The sequence below is a fragment of the Pigmentiphaga sp. MLSB6-MA01 genome (assembly GCF_058793475.1).
The window spans coordinates 656,508-675,288 of the sequence record NZ_JBXAFV010000001.1 but is presented as its reverse complement, the minus strand read 5'-3'; the positions used below and the strand labels follow the sequence as shown (position 1 = coordinate 675,288).

Here is an 18,781-nt window from a genome sequence, read left to right as displayed (position 1 = left end):
GGCCTGCGATGGAATGGCTGGAACGGCGTCTGCCCGGTCGCCGGGCGGGTGCCGGCCGCGGCCCGGGGGAACGGGCCGCGACGGTGGCGCTATTCGGCGCCGACGGCCGCCTGGTAACCCGCCGCGTCGAGCAGGCCGGCGGTATCGGCCATGTTGTCCGGCCGGAGCTTGAAGATCCAGGCGGCGTAGGGCTCCTGGTTCAGTTGTTCGGGGCTGGCGGAGAGGTCTTCGTTGAAGGCCACGATTTCGCCCGCCACCGGGGCGTAGATGTCGGAAGCCGCCTTGACCGACTCCACCACGCCGGCCGTCTCGCCGGCCTGGAGCCTGGCCCCCACCTTGACATCGCCGACGTAGACGAGGTCGCCCAGTTGGTCCTGCGCATGGTCGGTGATGCCCACGACCAGCAGATCGCCGTCGGCGCGGATCCACTCGTGGGTCTTGGCGTACTTGAGTTCGGAAGGAAGGTTCATGAGGGTGGATCCTGATAAAGGGTCGGCAGAGTCTGGGGGAATTGTAGTGAACCTTGGCGGCGGCCGGCGCGCGCGGATCAGGGCCAGGGCCAGTTCCCGCCGGAAGGAGCCTCGCACGGGCCGGGAATGGGCCCTAACCGCCGTCGAGGATCTTGCCGCGCCGCACGAAGGGCAGCCGGCAGACCACCGCCGGCACCCGCCGGCCGCGGATCTCCACTTCGGCCGCGTCGCCGGGCGACACGCTGTCCGGCACGCGGGCGAAGCCGATGGACGTGCCGAGGGTGGGCGACATGGTGCCGCTGGTGACCATGCCGGCGCCCTCGGCCGTGTGGACCGCCATCTGGGCGCGCATGACGCCCCGGTCCAGCAGCTTGAGTCCCAGCAATTGCCATTTCAGGCCGTAGGCCAGCGCCTCGCGCCCGACGAAGTCGCGCTGCGGGTCGTGGTCGGACACCGTCCAGGCCAGTCCGGCCTCGGCCGGCTGGGTCAGCTCGTCCATGTCCTGCCCATACAGGTTCAGGCCGGCCTCGATCCGGAGCGTGTCGCGCGCCCCCAGGCCGCAGGGCGCGACGCCCGCCGCCAGCAGGTCCCGCCACAGGGCGGGCGCCTCGGCGCCGGGCAGCACCACTTCCACGCCATCCTCGCCGGTGTAGCCGGTCCGCGCGATCAGCGCGCCCTCGGCCCCTTCGGCCGTGAACGGCGCGAGACCGCGCGCCAGGCGGCCCAGCGCCGGCCTCGCCTGCGCCAGCCGGTCCCGGGCCTGGGGGCCCTGGATCGCGATCATGGCGAGTTCCCGGCGCGGCTCGATCGCCACGTCGTAGCCGCCGGCCTGGGCAACGCGCGCCATCCACACCAGGTCTTTGTCGGCCGAGGCGGCATTGACCACGAGCCGATAGTGCTCCGGCGTCAGCAGGTAGACGATCAGGTCGTCGACGACCCCGGCCTGCGGATTGAGCATGCAGGCGTACAGCGCCCTGCCCGGCTCGGCCAGGCGATCGACGTCGTTGGCCAGCAGGTGGCGCAGGTAGGGCCGCGCCTGGCTGCCCACCACATCCACATTGAGCATGTGCGAGACGTCGAACATGCCCGCGCCGCGCCGGACGGCGTGGTGCTCGTCGATTTGCGAACCGTATGAGACGGGCATGGACCAGCCGCCGAAGTCGATCATCCTGCCGGACAAGGCCAGGTGCTCGGCGAAGAGCGGCGTCTGTTTCAGGGAAAGTGGCGCGGTCATGCGGACTCCTGGAAGGCGGGAGGGACGGACGTCAGCCGCGCACGGCGGTCCACGAGGCGGGCGAGCCTCCGGCGCGCGTGCCTTGCATGGTGTTGCCGTTCACCTTGCCGTGATAGCGCACCCCGTTCACGGAGAACGAGATCTCATCGCCGCGCAGGGTGGCGTCATCGAGGGGCGCGGCGCCCAGCGTGCCGCTCAGCCGCTGGAACTGCTGGGCCAGCTTCAATTCGCGGCCGTCGAGCTTCCAGGCCCCCTCGACCCTGGCCGGCACGATCCACAGCAGCGCCGAGCACCAGGTCTGGCATTGTTCGGTGACCGTGGCCTGCTCGTCTGGCCGCCAGTCGCCCATGGGAAAGGTATTGGACACGACGCGGGTGCCGGGCTTGAGTTCCAGCAGGCGCGGCCGCAGCTTCTCGTTGATGGCGGGCAGCAGGAACAGCGTGATGACGCTGGCGCGGGAAAGATCGGTCTCGAACAGATCCGCCTGCGCGAACGTGGCCCGGCCGGACACGCCCGCGGCTTGGGCGTTGCGGCGCGCCAGTTCCACCATCTCGGGGTTGTACTCGATGCCGTGGGCCTTGATGCCGCGCCGGGCCGCGCTGATCACCAGGCGCCCGTCGCCCGACCCCAGGTCGATCAGGGTGTCGCCCGGCACGGCCTTGGCCATGTCCATCATCTTGTCGACCAGGGTCTGGGGGGTAGGCACCCACACCACGTCCTTGCCTTCCTGGCCGACATCGGGAACAAACGACGAATCCGGCTTTTCCGCCGCCTGGACCGCGGCCAGGGCCGGCAGCGCGCAGGCGGCCAGGACGGCCATCCCCCGGGCGCACCGGCGCAACACTTCCGACTGCGACGAACGACTCAACAACGCGAGCATCATGGGGCTTCCCCTTTTCTGGTGGACGAGTAGAGCGGAACGCGGGTGTATCGGATCCGATTGTGCCTGACTCGATGTCGGTGCGAAAGCAGACCGGCGGCCGGGGGATTCTCAATGCACGAGACAGGTGTTTGACCCGTGCGCGAAGCGGGTGACATAGTCGCCGGCGGCATGGCGCCGTTGCCTTCGCAACAGCCCGCGCCGGTCGTGCCGGAGCACGGCACGATTCCTACATGAAAGGTGTAAGGAGACAGTCATGGTCGCATTCCGTTTTCCCCTGATTTGGCGGCCGATGGCCGTGCTTTGCCAGATTGCCCTGGTGGCGGTCTGCGGTGTGCCGAAAGCGGCGGCGCAGTATCCCGATCGGCCCGTGCGCATCGTCACCCCTTTTCCGGTCGGCAGCGGTGTCGACGTCAACCTGCGCATGGTGACCGAACGCCTGTCCAAGGCCTGGGGCAAGCCCGTGCTGGTCGAGAACAAGCCTGGCGCGGCGGGCTTCATCGCCATCGAAACCGTCAAGCGCGCCGCGCCCGACGGCTATACCCTGCTGCAACTGGACAGCGCGCAGATGGCCGCGCAGCCCTATCTGTTCAGCAAGCTTCCGTACGACCTGAAGCGCGATTTCACGCCGGTCACGACCTTGTTCCGCAACTATTTCTTCGTCGCGGTTCCCGCCGATAGCCGATACCGCAGCGTCGGCGACCTGATCGCCGACGCCAAGGCGGCCCCGGGGAACATCAACTACGGGTCATGGTTCGTGGGCAGCCCGGGGCACCTGGGGGGCGCCATGCTTGACCAGGCGGCGGGCACGACGATGACGCACATCGCGTACAAGGAAATGTCCCAGCTTTACACCGCCGTGGCCGGCAGCCAGGTTCCCTGGGCGTTCGGCACCATCGGAAGCATGAACGCGCTCTACAAGGGTGGCAAGCTCAGGCTGCTGGCGGCAGCGGCTCCCTCGCGGGTCCATGGGTTCGAATCGGTTCCCACCATGGGCGAAGCCGGCGGGCCGCAAGGTTTCGAGCTCAGCGCCTGGGTAGGCATCCTGGCGCCCCAGGGCGTTCCGGATGCCGTCGCCGCCAGGATCCGCCGCGACATCATCACGGCGCTGCAAGATCCGGAACTGCGGGAGCGCTACATGCAACTGGCCTACGAACCGCTGGCGATGACGCCCGAGCAGTTCCAATCCCAGCTTGACGCCGATTCGCGCCGGTATGCGCAGATCATCAAGCGCCTGAACATTTCCCTGGACTAGGGGGCTGGCGTGGCGAAGGTGTTTTGTGTGCGGGATGCTGTCTACGGTTTCTTGCGGGAGGCAGGAATCCGCCATGTGTTCGGCAATCCGGGATCGACCGAGCTGCCGTTCTTCCGGGACTTTCCTTCCGACTTCAGCTATGTGCTGGGTTTGCACGAGTCCATCGTGGTGGGCATGGCCGACGGCCATGCCCAGGCGTCGCGGCGCCCGTCGTTCGTGAACCTGCACTCGGCCGCCGGTGTCGGCAATGCCATGGGAGCGATCTTCACCGCTTTCAAGAACCATACGCCCATGGTGATCACGGCAGGACAGCAGGCGCGCTCCATGCTGCCCTATGACCCTTTCCTGTATTCGGAACGGGCGACGGAACTGCCTCGGCCTTACGTGAAATGGGCCGCCGAACCCGCGCGCGCCGAGGATGTGCCGCGGGCGATTGCCCGCGCCTACCACGTGGCGATGATGCCGCCGCGGGGACCGGTGCTCGTCTCGGTGCCCGCCGACGACTGGGACCGGCCCGCCGAACCGGTGCCGCTGCGCGCGGTGAGCCAGGCGGTGCGCCCGGACGCCGGCCTGCTGGGACGCATGGCCGAAGGCATGGGCGCCTGCGAGCGGCCCGCCATCGTCGTGGGCGATGCCGTGGACCGCGCAGGCGCGTGGGAGGCCGTGCTCGATCTGGCCGGACGCCAGCGCGCCAGGGTCTATGCCGCCCCCATGTCCGGGCGCTGTAGTTTTCCCGAAGACCATCCGCTGTTCGGCGGCACCCTGCCCGCGATGCGCGACGCATTGCGCCGGCAACTGGCCGGGCATGACGCGGTGCTGGTGCTGGGCGCGCCCGCCTTCACCTACCACGTCGAAGGCGAGGGACCGTTCGTTGAGCCGGGCACGGCGCTGTTTCTCATCGTCGACGAGCCGGACACGGCGGCGTGGGCGCCCGTGGGCCTGGCGGCGGTCGGCAGCCTGCGCGAATCGGTGCAGGAGCTGGCCGCCTTGTCGCCGCACAGCGCCCGCGCCCTGCCTCCGCCACGCGCGCCGGTGCCCGCCGCCGCACCGCCCCATGCCGGCGAGCGGATGTCGATCGCCTACGTGCTGCAGACCCTGAGCGAAGTCCGCCGGCGCGACGACGTCATCCTGGAGGAGGCCGCGAGCGCCCGGCCTGTCTTGCAGCGCTACCTGCCGATCTACGAGAGCCACGGCTACTACGCTTGCAGCAGCGGCGGGCTGGGCTTTGGCATGGCGGCGGCGGTAGGACTGGCCATGGGCAACCGGGACAGGCATGTGATCGGCGTGGTGGGAGACGGATCCTCCATGTACGCCTTCCAGGCCCTGTGGACGGCGGCGCAACTGCGGTTGCCATTGACATTGATCATCCTGCGCAACCGCCGCTACGCCGCCCTGGAGCATTTCGCTCCGGTGTTCGGTTTCGCCGAGGGCGAACGGGTGCCGGGCACGGCCCTGCCCGGGCTCGACTTCGTGAAGCTGGCGCAGGCGATGGACTGCGATGCGCGCCGCATCGGCGGGGAGACCGACCTGCGCGCGGCGCTGGATGCCGCGATCGGGTCGGCACGACGGGCCGAGCGGCCGCTTGTATTGGAAATCGAGGTTGCCTAGGGCCTGTGCAAGGCGCCTTCTGGTGTCGACAGGCCCTGGCCTGGGAGAATCTGAGTTGAAAGAAATCCAGTTGTTGATCGATGGACGGTGGCGCGAAGGCCGTTCGGCCGAACGGTTCGTCCGCCGTTGTCCCCTCGACGGGAGCGAAGCCACGTGGGCGGCGGCCGCGACGGCCGAAGATGCCGTGGCCGCCGTCGAGGCGGCCGGCCGGGCGCAGGCCGCCTGGTCCGGCGCCGGGCCCTCGCAGCGGCGCGCGGTGCTCGAACGGGCCGCGCAAGGCATTGGCACGCGCAAGAATGCGTTGATCGAAGCCATGATGGAGGAAACCGGCGCGGGCCGCCTCTGGTCCGAATTCAATGTACTCCAGGCGCAGGTCATGGTGCGCGAGGCGGCGGCAGCCACCACGCGCGTCAGTGGCGAGGTCATTCCCTCGGACGTGCCCGGCAGCCTCGCCATGGCGGTGCGGCAGCCTGCCGGCGTCGTTCTGGGCATCGCTCCGTGGAATGCACCGGTCATCCTCGGGGTGCGGGCCATCGCCATGCCGCTCGCGTGCGGCAATACCGTCGTCCTCAAGGGGTCGGAGATCTGCCCGCGGGTACATGCGCTGATCGCGGAAGCCTTTCACGAGGCGCTTGTCGAGGCGGGCATGCCCGGGGCCGCGATCAACTACATCGTCCACGCACCTGCCGCGGCGGGCGAGGTGGTCGAGGCCATGGTTGCCCATGCCGCGGTCCGGCGGGTGAATTTCACGGGCTCGACACGGGTTGGGCGTCTCATTGCCGCCAGTTGCGCGCGGCACCTCAAGCCCGTGCTGCTGGAGCTCGGCGGAAAAGCTCCGCTTGTCGTGCTGGCCGACGCGGATCTGGATGCCGCGGCGCAGGCCGCCGCCTTCGGGGCCTATCTGCATTCGGGCCAGATCTGCATGTCGACGGAGCGCCTGATCGTGGACGCGAGCGTGGCGGACGAATTCGCCGCACGCCTGGCGGGCCGGATCTCGGGCCTGGTGCCGCGGGACCCGCGACAGGCGGACAGCGTGCTCGGAGCGGTCGTGGATCCCGAGACGGTCCATCGCTGCAACCGCATGATCGACGATGCCCTCGCCAAGGGAGCGGTCCTGGTGCATGGGGGCAAGGCGGACTCGCCGCTGATGGCGCCCGTGCTGCTGGACAGGGTCACCGCCGAGATGGCGATCTATCGCGAGGAATCCTTCGGGCCGGTCAAGGGCATTGTCCGCGTCGATGGCCCCGAGCAGGCGGTCCGCTGCGCCAACGACACCGAGTACGGACTTTCCTCGGCGATCTTCAGCCGGGACCTCGCCGCCGCCCTGGCGCTGGCAAGGCGTATCGATTCGGGTATCTGCCACATCAACGGCCCGACCGTGCACGATGAGCCGCAGATGCCGTTCGGCGGCGTCAAGGCCAGCGGTTTCGGCCGTTTTGGCGGCACGGCCGGAATCGATGCGTTCACCGACCTGCGCTGGATCACGGTGCAGACAGGCCCGCGCAGCTATCCCTTCTGACGCGCGGTCAGGACCGGGTCCGGGCCAGGATGCTGCGCAGCATGTCCACGAGCTTCAACGCCGCCGGCGACAGCGCGTGGCCGGGCAGCGTCACGATCGCCATGCTGCGGACCAGGGTGGGGCGGACGATGCGCAGCTTCTGCACGCCGGGGCCGAGCGTGCGCGGCAGCGCGGTCGCGGGCAGGATGGCGGCGCCCAGGCCCGCCGTCGCCATGGAGATCAGCGTCTGCGAGTGCATGAACTGGAATCGCGTGGCCAGGTGCAGCCCCTGCGCGGCCATCGCTTCCTCGACGAGCGTGCGCAGCGCGGTGCCCTGCTCGAGCACCAGCAGGGGCATGGCCGCCAGGGCCTTGAGCGAGATGGTCTTGCGGTCGCCGTCCAACAGTGCGCGGGGCACCAGCGCGACCAGCTCGTCGGTCAGCAGCGGCTCGAAGCGGAACTCGGGCGAACCGGTCATCACGCTGATGCCGAAGTCCACTTCCCGCTTCCTGACGCTGTCGAACAGCGCGGCCGCGGTGATCTCGCGCACGAAGACCTGGATGCCGGGGTACTGGCTCTGGAAAGCCGCCAGCACGTCGCCCAGGTAGGCGCCGGCGATGGTGGGCGCGCATGCGAGCGCGATGCGCCCGCGCTGGACGTCGGCGGCTTCCTGGATCGCCTGCAAGCCGCCTTCCACTTCCTGCAAGGCGCGGCGGACGCATTGAAGCAGTTGCTCGCCCTCGCGCGTCAGGCTGACCTGACGCGTCGTCCGATGGAACAGCGGCACCCCCAGTTGTTCTTCCAGGCGGCGGATCTGGCCGCTGACCGCCGAGCCGGACCGGTGGGCGCGCCCGGCGGCGGTACGGAAGCTCCGGCTCTCGCCCACCAGCATGAAGGTGTGCAGCAGTTTCAGGTTGACCGTGGAGATCGGGTCGCCGGGTCTGGCCATGGGAGTTCGCCTGGTTACGCGGATGAAAAGATTGTACGGAAAATCTTCTCAATCCTAACAATAATCGCGATTGTCGTTCCACCAGGCGCTTCCTACACTGCGCGGCATGGACACCGCACGATGCCCGCGACCGGCCGGCACGATGCGCGAGCGGGCCGTCCAGGCCCGCGCCTTCTGGAGACAAGCCATGAACCGTTCACGATCCCTCGGACTCCTGTTGTCCGCGCTTGCAGCGTCCCTGCTCGCGGCCGCGCCGGCCGCCGGCCAGGGCGGCTATCCCGCCAAGCCCATCCGCATCATCGCCCCCTTCCCGCCCGGCAATTCCTCCGACGTCGCCGCGCGCTTCCTGGGCGAACAGTTGGCCGCGCGGCTCGGGCAGCCGGTGGTGGTCGAAAACAAAGTCGGCGCCTCGGGGCAGGTCGGCGCGGCCTATGTGGCCAAGTCCGACCCCGACGGCTATACGCTGCTGATGACCTCGACCTCGGCCACGATCAGTCCGGCCATCTACAAGTCGATCCCGTTCGACATCCTGGGCGACTTCTCGCCTGTCGTCCGGGTGGCCGTGGCGCCCATGGTGCTGCTGGTCAGGGCCGATGCGCCCTACGCCAGCCTGGAGGACTTCGTCGCGCAGCTGCGCAGCCATCCCGAGCGCTATACCTACGCCACGGCGGGCAGCGGCACGATCCAGCACCTGGCCATCGCCGCCTTCCTGTCCCGGCTGAAGACCGACGTGCTGGGCGTGCCCTACAAGGGCAGTCCGCAGGCGCTGACCGACCTCATAGGCGGCCAGGTGCAGTTCATGTTCGACGCCGTCCTCTCGGGCAAGCCCCATGTGGACTCCGGCCGGCTCAAGCCACTGGCCGTGGCCAGCCTGGCGCCCATCGCGCAGATGCCGGGCGTGCCGGCGGCCGCCCAGTCCGCCGTTGCGGAACTCAAGGACTTCGAGATCGAAGGCTGGGTCGGCCTGCTGGCCCCGCGGGGAACGCCGGGCGCGATCACGCAGCGCCTGAACCGTGAGATCGTGGCCGTCCTGAGCTCGCCCGACATGCGCGAGCGGCTGGCCAAGGCCAACATCGCCGCCGCCCAGGCCAACACGCGGGAAGAGTTCTCCCGCTTCCTGCGCAACGACGCACAGCGCTGGAAAGACATCGTGACCGCCGCCCGGATCCCCCAGGAATGACCATGCCCCCGGACACCGACGATATCGCCGCGCTGTGCGGCCTGCTGCGGCAGGCCTCGGCCGCGGCCGCCTACGAAGCCATGGAGCGCGGAGGACACATGTCACCCTCGCTGTCCGCCCTGGTGGCCGGCGTGCTGTGCGTGGGACCGGCCCATACCGTGCGCGCGCCCGCCGGCCATGGCGACGAGATCACGCGCGCGGCCGACGAAGCACCCGCCGGCTCGGTCATCGTGATCGACGTCGGCCCCGCTCCGGATGCCTGCACCTGGGGCGGCACGGGAACCTCGGTTGCCCAGCGCCGCGGCGTCTCCGGCGTGGTCAGCAACGGACGGGTCCGCGACCTGGCCGAGATACGCCGCGCGCGCTTCCCCGTGTTCGCGCGCGGCGCGGTCGCCACCGGCTGGTCGGGCGGACGCCGGGGCGAAACGGGCGTCCCGGTATCGGTGGGTGGACGGCTGGTCCATGCCGGCGACATCCTCTGCGCCGACGACGACGGCATCATCGTCATTCCGCGCGCCGGCGCCGCCCTCTTCCTGGACCGGCTGCGGGCACGCCTGGACTTCGAGCGCGAGGCCGCCCGCATCGTCGACGAAGGCGGGCGCTATGCCGACGTCATGGCCCGCAAGCCCGGCTGACACGATCCCGCAATGAACCGCATCGACTCCAGGATCCCGCAGACGGGCGCCGAGAAAATCCTCGCGCGCGCCAGCGGCAAGCCCCATGTCCGCCCCGGCGACATCATCGCGCCGGAACCCGAGTTGGTAATCATCCACGACGGCTACGTGGAATCCGCCTACAACGAATTGTCGAGCCTGGGATACCGCCGCGTCGCCCGGCCCGACCGCGTGATGTTCGTGACCGACCATGAAGTGGCCTACGCCAGCCCGGCCTCTGCCCTGCGCGCGCGCCGCATCCGCCAGATCGCCCGCGAGTGGAACGTCGGTCGCTTCTTCGACGCCGGCCGGGGCGGCCACGGACACCTCTTTCCGATCGAAACAGGCCTGGTGCGGGCGGGCATGTTCCTGTCCTGCTACGACATGCACGCCACGAACTTCGGCGCCGTCGGGGCGGTGGCCTGCGCGCCCGGCCCGGAGATCGTCTCGGTGCTCGCGACCGGCTCGGTCTGGGAACAGGTGCCCGCGACCGTGCGCCTGCGCCTGCAAGGCGCCACCGGACCGGCACTGACCGCGCGCGACGTCGGCTTCCATGTCACCCGCCTCTTCGCCGACGGCCGGCTGCCCGCGCACGACAACCGCATCATCGAGTTCGCGGGCGATTATGCGGCCGCGCTGCCGCTGTCCGAGCGCGTCGCGCTCTGCAACTCGCTGACCGAGATCGGTGTCGCCAACGTCTGGTTCACTCCGCCCGCGCGGGCCGGCCACGGTTCGGTCCACGCCGGCGACGCCGACGCGCACGTCGAGGCGGACGTCGCGATCGACCTGCCCGGCCTCGCCCCGCAGGTCGCCCTGCCCGGCGGCCCGCACCTGGGCGTGGACGTGGACGATGTGGCCGGGCGGCACGTGGACCACGCCTACATCGGTTCCTGCGGATCCGGCATGTACGAGGATTTCGCCGCGGCCGCGGATCTGCTGCGCGGCCGGCGCATCGCCGGCCATGTGCGCATGTTCATCGTCCCGGGCACCGTCGAGACCTCGCTGCGCCTGGCGCGCGACGGGCTCTCGGAAGTGTTCCAGGAAGCTGGGGCGATGCTGCTTCCCCCCGGCTGCGGCCCCTGCGCGGGCGGCGTGATGGGCCCCCTGGCCGATGGCGAGACGTCCATTTCCACCGCCGCGACCAACCACGCCGGCCGTTTCGGCGCGAAGGCTGCCCAGGCCTACCTGGGCAGTCCGCTGACGGTGGCGGCATCGGCACTGGCCGGCCGCATCGCCGATCCACGCGCCCTGCTGCAAGAACGGGAGCAGATCCGGTGACCGACACGATGCGACGGATCGGGCGCTGCCACGTATTCGGCAATGACATCCCCCTGGACGACGGCCTCATTCCCTTCGAGATGGCGATCCGCCGGATCGACGATCCGCGGCAACTCCAGCCCGAATTGCTCAGGATGGCGGACCCGGACTTCCCCGGGCGGGTGGCGCCGGGCGACATCGTCGTGGCCGGCGCGAACTTCGGCTGCGGCAAGCCGCATTTCCAGGGCTTCATCGCGATGGCGTCGCTGGGCCTGTCGGTGCTGTGCGTATCGATGCCCTACAAGACGCTGCGCGGCGCGATCTCGAAGGGCGTGCCGGTCATGGCCGGCCTGCCCGGCATCGATCAGGCCTTCTGCACCGGCCACCGGCTGGACGTCGATTTCACGCGGGGTACGATCGTCAACCTGGATACGGGGCGGCGCCTCGACGTTCCGCCTTTGTCCCCGCTGCTGGCAGACATTGTCCGGCGCGGCGGCACGCGCGGCACCCTGGCCGCCTGGCTGGATACCCATCCGGACATGCGCCTGCCCGCCGAGGCGCAAGGCGGGTGATCAGACCGCCTGGCCGCAGGCCACGCCGGACGCCCAGGCCCACTGGAAGTTGTAGCCGCCGAGCCATCCGGTCACGTCCACCACCTCGCCGATGAAGTGCAGGCCGGGCGCGGCCTTGGCCTCCATCGTCTGCTGGTCCAGGCCGCGCGTGTCGACGCCGCCGCGCATGACCTCGGCCTTGCGATACCCTTCGGTGCCCGATGGCGTCACGGCCCAGCGCTTCATGCCCTCGGCCACCTGCCGGAGCGATTTGTCCGGCAGGTCGGCGATACGCTGCTCGCCCAGGCCGGGATGGGCGGCGGCCAGCCACTGCTCGGCCAGCCGGCGCGGCACCATGCCGGCCAGCACATTGGCCAGGTGCTGGCGGCCGCCCGCCTTGGCGGCCAGCAGGTCCGACACCAGGTCGACATCCGGCGCGAGGTCGATGGCGATCGCCTCGCCCGGCTGCCAATAACTCGATATCTGCAGCACCGCCGGACCCGACAGGCCTCGATGGGTGAACAGCAGATCCTCGCGGAACGATGCCGCGCGACGTCCCTCTCCCGTGCGTATATCGACTTCCAGCGCGACGCCGGCCAACGGAACGAACGGCTTCCACGATGCGGCGTCGAAGGTCAGCGGGACCAGGGCAGGCCGGGGTTCGACGATCTTCAGGCCGAACTGCCGCGCAATGCGCAGGCCGAAGTCCGAAGCGCCAATCTGCGCGATGGGCAGCCCGCCCGTCGCGATGACCACGCGCGCCGCGCGGATCTCGCCCGACGACGTGCGCAGCGAAAAACCCTGCTCGCCCCGATCCACCGACTCGACCGTGCAAGGCATGCGCCAGACGACGTCGCCCGCGTCGCATTCGGCGCGCAGCATGCGGATGATGTCCTCGCTGGATTCGTCGCAGAACAGTTGGCCCCGGTGCTTTTCGTGCCAGGCGATGCGATGGCGCGCCACCAGCGCGAGGAAATCGCGCGGCGTGTAGCGGGACAGCGCCGAACGGCAAAAATGAGGGTTATCGGAAATGAAGTTGGCGGGCCCGGCGTCGCGATTGGTGAAGTTGCACCGCCCCCCGCCCGAGATGCGGATTTTCTCGGCCAGCTTGCGCGCGTGGTCGACCAGCACCACGCGCCTGCCGCGCTGGCCGGCCACCGCCGCGCACATCATCCCGGCGGCGCCCGCGCCGATCACCGCCACGTCGAAGGCCGCGCCGCGCGGCCCGTCCGCCGCCATCAGGCGTCCTTGACGCAATCCACGTAGAAGCGCATGTCGCCGTTGGGCAGCACTTCCTCCACCAGCCCGTGGATGTCGGTGTCGAAGCCCGGGAACTGGGCGTTGAACTTGCGGGCGAACTGCAGGTACTTGACGATGGTGCTGTTGAAGCGCTCGCCCGGGATCAAGAGCGGGATGCCCGGGGGGTAAGGCGTCAGCAGCACGCTGGTCACGCGTCCCTCCAGCGCGTCGATGTCGACCCGCTCGATTTCCCGATGCGCCATCTTGGCGAAGGCTTCGGACGGCTTCATGGCCGGCACCATGTCGCTCAGGTACATCTCGGTGGTCAGGCGCGCCACGTCGTGGGCACGGTACATCTCGTGGATGCGCGTGCACAGGTCGCGCAGCCCCACCTGCTCGTACTGCGGATAGTCGTGGCAGAACTCGGGCAGGATGCGCCACATGGGCTGGTTCCTGTCGTAGTCGTCCTTGAACTGCTGCAGCGCGGTCAGCAGCGTGTTCCAGCGGCCCTTGGTGATGCCGATCGTGAACATGATGAAGAACGAGTACAGGCCGGTCTTCTCGACGATCACGCCATGCTCGGCCAGGAACTTGGTCACGATGGAAGCGGGAATGCCGGTCTGGCCGAAGGTACCCGACACATCCAGGCCCGGCGTGACGATGGTCGCCTTGATCGGATCGAGCATGTTGAAACCGGGCGCCAGGGCGCCGAAGCCGTGCCAGTTGGCGTCGGTCTCGAGCAGCCAGTCGTCGCGCTCGCCGATGCCGTCGGCCACCAGGTTGTCCGGCCCCCAGACCTTGAACCACCAGTCGCTGGCGCCGAACTCGGCCTCCACCTTGCGCATGGCGCGGCGGAAGTCCAGCGCCTCGAGGATGCTTTCCTCGACCAGCGCCGTGCCGCCCGGCGGCTCCATCATCGCCGCCGCCACGTCGCAGGACGCGATGATCGCGTACTGCGGCGAGGTCGACGTATGCATCAGGTAGGCTTCGTTGAACACGTAGCGGTCCAGCCTGCGGGTCTCGGATTCCTGCACGATGATCTGCGAGGCTTGCGAAATGCCGGCCAGCAGCTTGTGCGTGGAGTGGGTCGCGTACACCATCGCCTCGGTGCTGCGCGGACGGTCCTTGCCGATGGCGTGCATGTTCCGGTAGAACTCGTGGAACGCCGCGTGCGGCAGCCAGGCTTCGTCGAAGTGCAGGGTATCGATGCTGCTGCCCAGCAGTTCCTTGATCATCTCGACGTTGTAGACCACGCCGTCGTAGGTGCTCTGGGTAATGGTCAGGATGCGGGGCTTGCGGCCGGCGTTGTCCTTGGCGAAGGGATTGGCATCGATTTTCTTCTGGATGTTCTCGGGGCGGAACTCTTCCAGCGGAATGGGCCCGATGATGCCCAGGTGGTTGCGCGTGGGCCGCAGGAACACCGGCACCGCGCCCGTCATGATGATGGCGTGCAGGATGGACTTGTGGCAGTTGCGGTCCACCACCACCACGTCGCCGGGCGCCACGTTGGCGTGCCAGACGATCTTGTTCGAGGTGGACGTGCCATTGGTCACGAAGAAACAGTGGTCGGCGTTGAAGATGCGCGCGGCATTGCGCTCGGACGCCGCGACCGGGCCCGTGTGGTCCAGCAGTTGCCCCAGCTCGTCCACCGCGTTGCAGACGTCGGCGCGCAGCATGTTCTCGCCGAAGAACTGGTGGAACATCTGGCCCACCGGGCTCTTCAGGAACGCCACGCCGCCCGAATGGCCGGGACAGTGCCACGAATACGAACCGTCCTGGGCGTACTTGACCAGTTCGCGGAAGAACGGCGGCGGCAGCGACTCCAGGTAGCTCTTGGCTTCGCGGATGATGTGGCGGGCCACGAACTCCGGCGTGTCCTCGAACATGTGGATGAAGCCGTGCAGCTCGCGCAGGATGTCGTTCGGGATATGCCGCGACGTGCGGGTCTCGCCGTACAGGTAGATGGGGATCTCGGCATTGCGGAAGCGCAGCTCGCCGATGAAAGCCCGCAGCTTGCTGACGGCATTGGCCACGTCCTCGGGCATGCCCTCGCCGAATTCCTCGTCATCGATCGACAGGATGAACGCGCTGGCGCGGCTCTGCTGCTGCGCGAAGGACGACAGGTCGCCATAGCTGGTGACGCCCAGCACCTCCATGCCCTCGGCCTCGATGGCCGCGGCCAGCGCGCGCACGCCCAGGCCCGATGCGTTTTCGGAGCGAAAATCTTCGTCGATGATGACGATGGGGAAGCGGAATTTCAATTGAAGCCCCCCCCTGCGCGCTTACGCGCGCCCCCCAAGGGGGCGGCACTGGCGGACTGGCGAAGCCAGATCCGCTGTGCCCTGGGAGGGCACGCGTGGCGGCAGGGAAATCGGTTTAAAAACGGCCGGCCGCGTGCAAGTTACCTCGCATGACGCCTCCGGGCGTAAAAATAAACAACTAGCGTAAAACAAATTCGATGTCGGTTTGAGGACCAACCCCACGCAACCTGGCGTCCCGACCCAGGATACGGTGGATCCGGCTCCGCCGGTCCACCCGCATCGCCCCCTGGGGGGCGCGCGAAGCGCGTAGGGGGGGGCCTACGTCCTCGGCAGCGTCACACCCTGCTGGCCCTGGTATTTGCCGCCGCGGTCCCGGTAAGAGGTCTCGCAGACCTCGTCGCTTTCCAGGAACAGCATCTGGGCGCAGCCCTCACCGGCGTAGATCTTGGCGGGCAGCGGCGTGGTATTCGAGAACTCCAGCGTCACGTGGCCTTCCCACTCGGGTTCCAGGGGCGTGACGTTGACGATGATCCCGCAGCGCGCATAGGTGCTCTTGCCCAGGCAGATGGTCAAGACGCTGCGCGGGATGCGGAAGTATTCGACCGTACGGGCCAGCGCGAAGGAATTGGGCGGGATGATGCAGACGTCGCCCTTGAAATCCACGAAGGACTTCTCGTCGAAGGCCTTGGGATCGACGATGGTCGAATTGATGTTGGTGAAGATCTTGAATTCGTCGGCGCAACGCACGTCGTAGCCGTAGCTGCTCGTGCCATAGCTGACGATGCGCTTGCCGTCGTGCGCCCGGACCTGGCCGGGCTCGAATGGCTCGATCATGCCTTCGGCCGCCACGCGGCGGATCCAGCGGTCGCTTTTGATGCTCATGGACGGGGGTCTCGTCAGGGGACGTCTACGGGAAAGGGGGAATTGTAGCTGGACTGGGGATACCCCCAATACCCCCCCGCCCGTCCCCGCCCCCCCGCCCCCTCAATCCAGCCGGATGTCGAGCGCCTTGATCACCTCGCCGTACCGGCGCGAATCCTCGGCAATCGCCTTGGAAAGATCGTCCGGCGTCCCTCCCAGCCCCACCGTGCCCTGGCGCGCCAGCAGTTCCTGGGCCTGGGGCGACCGCATCGCCCGGGTGACCGCCCGGGCGATCTTCTCCCGCAGCGCCAGCGGGGTGGCGGCCGGCGCCATCAGCCCCGACCACGAGACCGCGTCGCCGAAGGACAGGCCGGTCGTTTCCTTCAAGGTGGGCATCTCGGGCACCAGCGGCGAACGTTGTTCAGCGACCACACCCAGTGCCTTGACCCGGCCCCCGCGGATGAATGGCAGCGCGGCCGGCAATTGCGCGATCATCATGTCGATCTGCCCGCCCGCCACGTCCGCCAGCGCCGCCGACACGCTGTTGTAGGGCACGTGCAGCAGGCTGACGCCCGCGCGCCCGGCGAAGATCTCGGCGGCCAGGTGCGCCTGGCTGCCGATGCCCGGCGACGAATAGCTCAGGCGCCCGGCCTTGGCCTTGACGATCAGCCCCTTGGCATCCGCCACGCCCAGCGCGTTCGACACCACCAGCACGTTGGGCACCGCCCCCACCTGGGCGACGGGCGCCAGGTCGCGGGCGATATCGAACGGGCGCTGCCGATAGAGGTGCGGGTTGACCGCCAGGTCCGACACCGGCACGGACACCAGCGTATAGCCGTCGGGGGCGGCCTTCACCACGGCCGAGATGCCTATGGTCCCGACCCCGCCGGGCTTGTTCTCGACGATGACGGGCTGGCCCCAGTCCTGGGCGAGCCGCTCCGCCAGGACGCGCGCCAGCAGATCGGCCGCGCCGCCCGCGCCATACGGCACGACGATGCGGACCGGGCGTTCGGGGTAGGCATTGACGGCATGGTCCTGGGCGGACGCCGGCGCCGCCAGGCAGGCCGCCACCGCGCAGGCGGCCGCCCGCAGGAGGTGCGCCCGGGCAGGGGAAAAACGTGAGGTCTTCATGGACTTGTCCTTTGGAACGATCGGATCCAGGCGCCGCGGGCGGCGCCCCGGGGGCTATTCGCAATCAGGGCAAAACGAAGGCGGGCACATCATCCGGGCGGTGCGCCGCAGCGGGTCCCAATCCTGGACCTGGCCCCACACTTTCTCCGCGAAGGCCTGGGCCTCGGCCCGCAGGCCGCCCAGGTCGACATCGGGAATACGGCCGTCGCGCATGCGGATCTCGCCACCGGTGACGACCAGGTCCACGTCGTCGCCCACGCCGCACTCGACCAGGCTGCATATCGGGTCCCAGATCGGCCCATAGCGCAGCACGTCCTTGCGCCCGAGATTGATGGCGACGATGTCCGCCCTGGCGCCCGGCGCCAGCCGCCCCAGGTCGTCGCGGCCCAGCGACCGCGCGCCCCCCAGCGTGGCCGCCTCGAACACCTGTTCCGCGCTGGCCGCCGTCAGGTCGTGGCTCATGACTTTCCCGTGATAGGAGGCGGTGCGCATGTTCATGATCATGTCGCGCGGATAGGTATCGCTGCCTATCGTCATGTTCACCCCGGCCTCCCGGTACGATTTCCACGAGTCCAGCACGCGGGCCCGGCGCACGATGTTGATGGGACAGTGGGAAACCGAGACCTGGTTCTTCCCCATGCGCCTGAGGTCACTGCCGCCCGAATAATTCAGGCGTGGGCTGTCAGAGATGAAATTGGCGTGCCCGATGTTCAGCGCGGGGGTCAGCATCTCCACGCTGTCCAGCAGTTCGATGGGCGTCTTGCGGTGCTCGCGCACGGTCTCGTAGAACTCGATGACGTTGTAGCCCGCGTGCGTGGCCATCGGCACGCCCAGATCGCGCGCGGCCGCCACCGTCCGGCGCAGGATGTCGACGCTGCAATTCTCGACTTCGCGCGGCACCAGGATGCCGTGGACCCGGTCGCTCGGATCGCGCTCGACCCGTTCGATGAACGCCACCGCGTCGTTGAACAGGTGCAGGCCGCCGTCGGGATAGGGCACGCGGGTCAGGTTGCCGTCGTCGTCCGACGCCCAGCGGCCGCTGTCGTAGCCCGGCCCCAGGTAGCCTCGCACTCCCAGCGCTTCGCACTGCTTCCACAGCGCCTCCTGGACGATCACATGTCCGCCCAGTTCGACGAAGGTCGTCACGCCATTGCGCAGCAGTTCGCTGACCGTGAATGCCGCGTGCAGGACGATGCCGGGGTCCACCTGCGCCTGCTCCTTGGTCAGATAATTGGGATACCCCTGTATGCGCGTGCCCGACCGGGCGATCGTGACGTCCATGTAGGGCTGGCCGAACAGGTCGGGCCGGCCGTGGTCGGTCAGCAGCTTGTGCAGCGCGCGATGGCCCGAGTGCACGTGCGTGTCGATGAAGCCTGGCGACAGCAGGCAGCCCGGCGCCTCGATGACGCGATCGGCCTCGCCCCGGTAGTCGTCCCCCGCGTAGACGATGCGGTCGCCGTCGTAGACCACGCAGGCCTGCCGATGGAGCACATGCCCGCCGTCCTGGAATCCCACCACCCAGTCGCCGTTGATCCTGGTTTTCATGCTGGTCTTTTTCCCTCGTTCTGCGAATATTGATCCTGCGATGCACTGCCGATGACAGGTTCTCAGCATGCTGAGCAATTGCCGGCACTGTCAACGCAGGGAAGCCAGCGGGAAGGAAGATGGAACCGTGTTTGCGCCCACGACGAAACACCCATGGACACCACGCAAGAATATGCAAGATCGACGAAGAACGAGCCAGATAGAGGAGG

The 18,781-nt window shown here is 68.7% G+C and carries 16 protein-coding genes; 7 read left to right on the top strand and 9 right to left on the bottom strand.

Annotated elements, in window-relative coordinates; all coding sequences use genetic code 11:
* Positions 1-89: 89 nt before the first annotated feature.
* The 3 genes from gcvH to AC1Q6E_RS03235 form a co-directional block, all read right to left on the bottom strand.
* Positions 90-470 carry a glycine cleavage system protein GcvH gene (gene gcvH / locus AC1Q6E_RS03245; protein ID WP_152793927.1) on the bottom strand — a complete coding sequence of 127 codons (381 nt, stop codon included), beginning with the start codon at positions 468-470 and terminating at the stop codon, positions 90-92.
* Between the two features lie 133 nt (positions 471-603).
* Positions 604-1,704, bottom strand: a complete 1,101-nt coding sequence (gcvT, locus tag AC1Q6E_RS03240) for a glycine cleavage system aminomethyltransferase GcvT (RefSeq protein ID WP_492572178.1) — start codon at positions 1,702-1,704, stop codon at positions 604-606.
* Between the two features lie 31 nt (positions 1,705-1,735).
* Positions 1,736-2,587 (bottom strand): class I SAM-dependent methyltransferase, encoded by an 852-nt coding sequence (locus AC1Q6E_RS03235; protein ID WP_296560463.1) that lies wholly within the window; start codon positions 2,585-2,587, stop codon positions 1,736-1,738.
* Positions 2,588-2,840: 253 nt separating this feature from the next.
* On the opposite strand from AC1Q6E_RS03235, the gene AC1Q6E_RS03230 reads away from it, so the two are divergent.
* From AC1Q6E_RS03230 to AC1Q6E_RS03220, 3 genes are read left to right on the top strand one after another with little or no spacing between them, the layout of a single operon-like run.
* Positions 2,841-3,839 (top strand): Bug family tripartite tricarboxylate transporter substrate binding protein, encoded by a 999-nt coding sequence (locus tag AC1Q6E_RS03230; protein ID WP_492572177.1) that lies wholly within the window; start codon positions 2,841-2,843, stop codon positions 3,837-3,839.
* A gap of 9 nt (positions 3,840-3,848) precedes the next feature.
* A complete protein-coding gene (gene mdlC / locus AC1Q6E_RS03225) occupies positions 3,849-5,447 on the top strand; it encodes a benzoylformate decarboxylase (protein WP_296560465.1) in 1,599 nt (532 codons plus the stop codon).
* 55 nt (positions 5,448-5,502) lie between these two features.
* On the top strand, positions 5,503-6,966 hold the full coding sequence (locus AC1Q6E_RS03220; RefSeq protein WP_492572176.1) for an aldehyde dehydrogenase: 1,464 nt from the start codon (positions 5,503-5,505) through the stop codon (positions 6,964-6,966).
* A 7-nt stretch (positions 6,967-6,973) separates the two neighbouring features.
* On the opposite strand, the gene AC1Q6E_RS03215 is transcribed toward AC1Q6E_RS03220, so the two are convergent.
* Positions 6,974-7,894, bottom strand: a complete 921-nt coding sequence (locus AC1Q6E_RS03215; RefSeq protein WP_152793919.1) for a LysR family transcriptional regulator — start codon at positions 7,892-7,894, stop codon at positions 6,974-6,976.
* A gap of 187 nt (positions 7,895-8,081) precedes the next feature.
* On the opposite strand from AC1Q6E_RS03215, the gene AC1Q6E_RS03210 reads away from it, so the two are divergent.
* From AC1Q6E_RS03210 to AC1Q6E_RS03195, 4 genes are read left to right on the top strand one after another with little or no spacing between them, the layout of a single operon-like run.
* Positions 8,082-9,074, top strand: coding sequence for a tripartite tricarboxylate transporter substrate binding protein (locus AC1Q6E_RS03210; RefSeq protein WP_492572175.1), 993 nt, complete (start codon positions 8,082-8,084; stop codon positions 9,072-9,074).
* 2 nt (positions 9,075-9,076) lie between these two features.
* A complete protein-coding gene (locus AC1Q6E_RS03205) occupies positions 9,077-9,709 on the top strand; it encodes an RraA family protein (RefSeq protein ID WP_296560474.1) in 633 nt (210 codons plus the stop codon).
* A 12-nt stretch (positions 9,710-9,721) separates the two neighbouring features.
* Positions 9,722-11,005, top strand: a complete 1,284-nt coding sequence (locus tag AC1Q6E_RS03200; protein ID WP_296560475.1) for an aconitase family protein — start codon at positions 9,722-9,724, stop codon at positions 11,003-11,005.
* Complete coding sequence (locus tag AC1Q6E_RS03195; RefSeq protein ID WP_492572174.1) at positions 11,002-11,556, top strand: 3-isopropylmalate dehydratase small subunit; 555 nt, start codon at positions 11,002-11,004, stop codon at positions 11,554-11,556. The genes AC1Q6E_RS03200 and AC1Q6E_RS03195 overlap by 4 nt, the downstream gene beginning before the upstream one ends.
* Here the strand turns inward: AC1Q6E_RS03195 and AC1Q6E_RS03190 are convergent, their stop codons facing one another.
* The 5 genes from AC1Q6E_RS03190 to AC1Q6E_RS03170 form a co-directional block, all read right to left on the bottom strand.
* Positions 11,557-12,774 (bottom strand): BaiN/RdsA family NAD(P)/FAD-dependent oxidoreductase, encoded by a 1,218-nt coding sequence (locus AC1Q6E_RS03190; protein WP_296560479.1) that lies wholly within the window; start codon positions 12,772-12,774, stop codon positions 11,557-11,559. It lies immediately after the preceding gene.
* The gene (locus tag AC1Q6E_RS03185; RefSeq protein WP_152793901.1) at positions 12,774-15,035 is read right to left on the bottom strand and encodes an arginine/lysine/ornithine decarboxylase; all 2,262 of its coding nucleotides are present in this window, start codon (positions 15,033-15,035) and stop codon (positions 12,774-12,776) included. The genes AC1Q6E_RS03190 and AC1Q6E_RS03185 overlap by 1 nt, the downstream gene beginning before the upstream one ends.
* A gap of 318 nt (positions 15,036-15,353) precedes the next feature.
* On the bottom strand, positions 15,354-15,917 hold the full coding sequence (dcd, locus tag AC1Q6E_RS03180; protein ID WP_130357256.1) for a dCTP deaminase: 564 nt from the start codon (positions 15,915-15,917) through the stop codon (positions 15,354-15,356).
* A 102-nt stretch (positions 15,918-16,019) separates the two neighbouring features.
* Complete coding sequence (locus AC1Q6E_RS03175; RefSeq protein WP_296560485.1) at positions 16,020-17,027, bottom strand: Bug family tripartite tricarboxylate transporter substrate binding protein; 1,008 nt, start codon at positions 17,025-17,027, stop codon at positions 16,020-16,022.
* A 54-nt stretch (positions 17,028-17,081) separates the two neighbouring features.
* Positions 17,082-18,572: a chlorohydrolase family protein gene (locus tag AC1Q6E_RS03170; RefSeq protein WP_152793836.1), complete on the bottom strand. Its 1,491-nt coding sequence runs from the start codon at positions 18,570-18,572 to the stop codon at positions 17,082-17,084.
* Positions 18,573-18,781: the final 209 nt, after the last annotated feature.

Coding starts and splice junctions, on each gene's coding strand:
- AC1Q6E_RS03210 (WP_492572175.1), top strand. CDS start 8,082: ATGAACCGTTCACGATCCCTCGGACTCCTGTTGTCCGCGCTTGCAGCG.
- dcd (WP_130357256.1), bottom strand. CDS start 15,917: ATGAGCATCAAAAGCGACCGCTGGATCCGCCGCGTGGCGGCCGAAGGC.
- AC1Q6E_RS03175 (WP_296560485.1), bottom strand. CDS start 17,027: ATGAAGACCTCACGTTTTTCCCCTGCCCGGGCGCACCTCCTGCGGGCG.
- AC1Q6E_RS03205 (WP_296560474.1), top strand. CDS start 9,077: ATGCCCCCGGACACCGACGATATCGCCGCGCTGTGCGGCCTGCTGCGG.
- gcvH (WP_152793927.1), bottom strand. CDS start 470: ATGAACCTTCCTTCCGAACTCAAGTACGCCAAGACCCACGAGTGGATC.
- AC1Q6E_RS03235 (WP_296560463.1), bottom strand. CDS start 2,587: ATGATGCTCGCGTTGTTGAGTCGTTCGTCGCAGTCGGAAGTGTTGCGC.
- AC1Q6E_RS03215 (WP_152793919.1), bottom strand. CDS start 7,894: ATGGCCAGACCCGGCGACCCGATCTCCACGGTCAACCTGAAACTGCTG.
- AC1Q6E_RS03200 (WP_296560475.1), top strand. CDS start 9,722: ATGAACCGCATCGACTCCAGGATCCCGCAGACGGGCGCCGAGAAAATC.
- AC1Q6E_RS03170 (WP_152793836.1), bottom strand. CDS start 18,572: ATGAAAACCAGGATCAACGGCGACTGGGTGGTGGGATTCCAGGACGGC.
- gcvT (WP_492572178.1), bottom strand. CDS start 1,704: ATGACCGCGCCACTTTCCCTGAAACAGACGCCGCTCTTCGCCGAGCAC.
- AC1Q6E_RS03230 (WP_492572177.1), top strand. CDS start 2,841: ATGGTCGCATTCCGTTTTCCCCTGATTTGGCGGCCGATGGCCGTGCTT.
- AC1Q6E_RS03190 (WP_296560479.1), bottom strand. CDS start 12,774: ATGGCGGCGGACGGGCCGCGCGGCGCGGCCTTCGACGTGGCGGTGATC.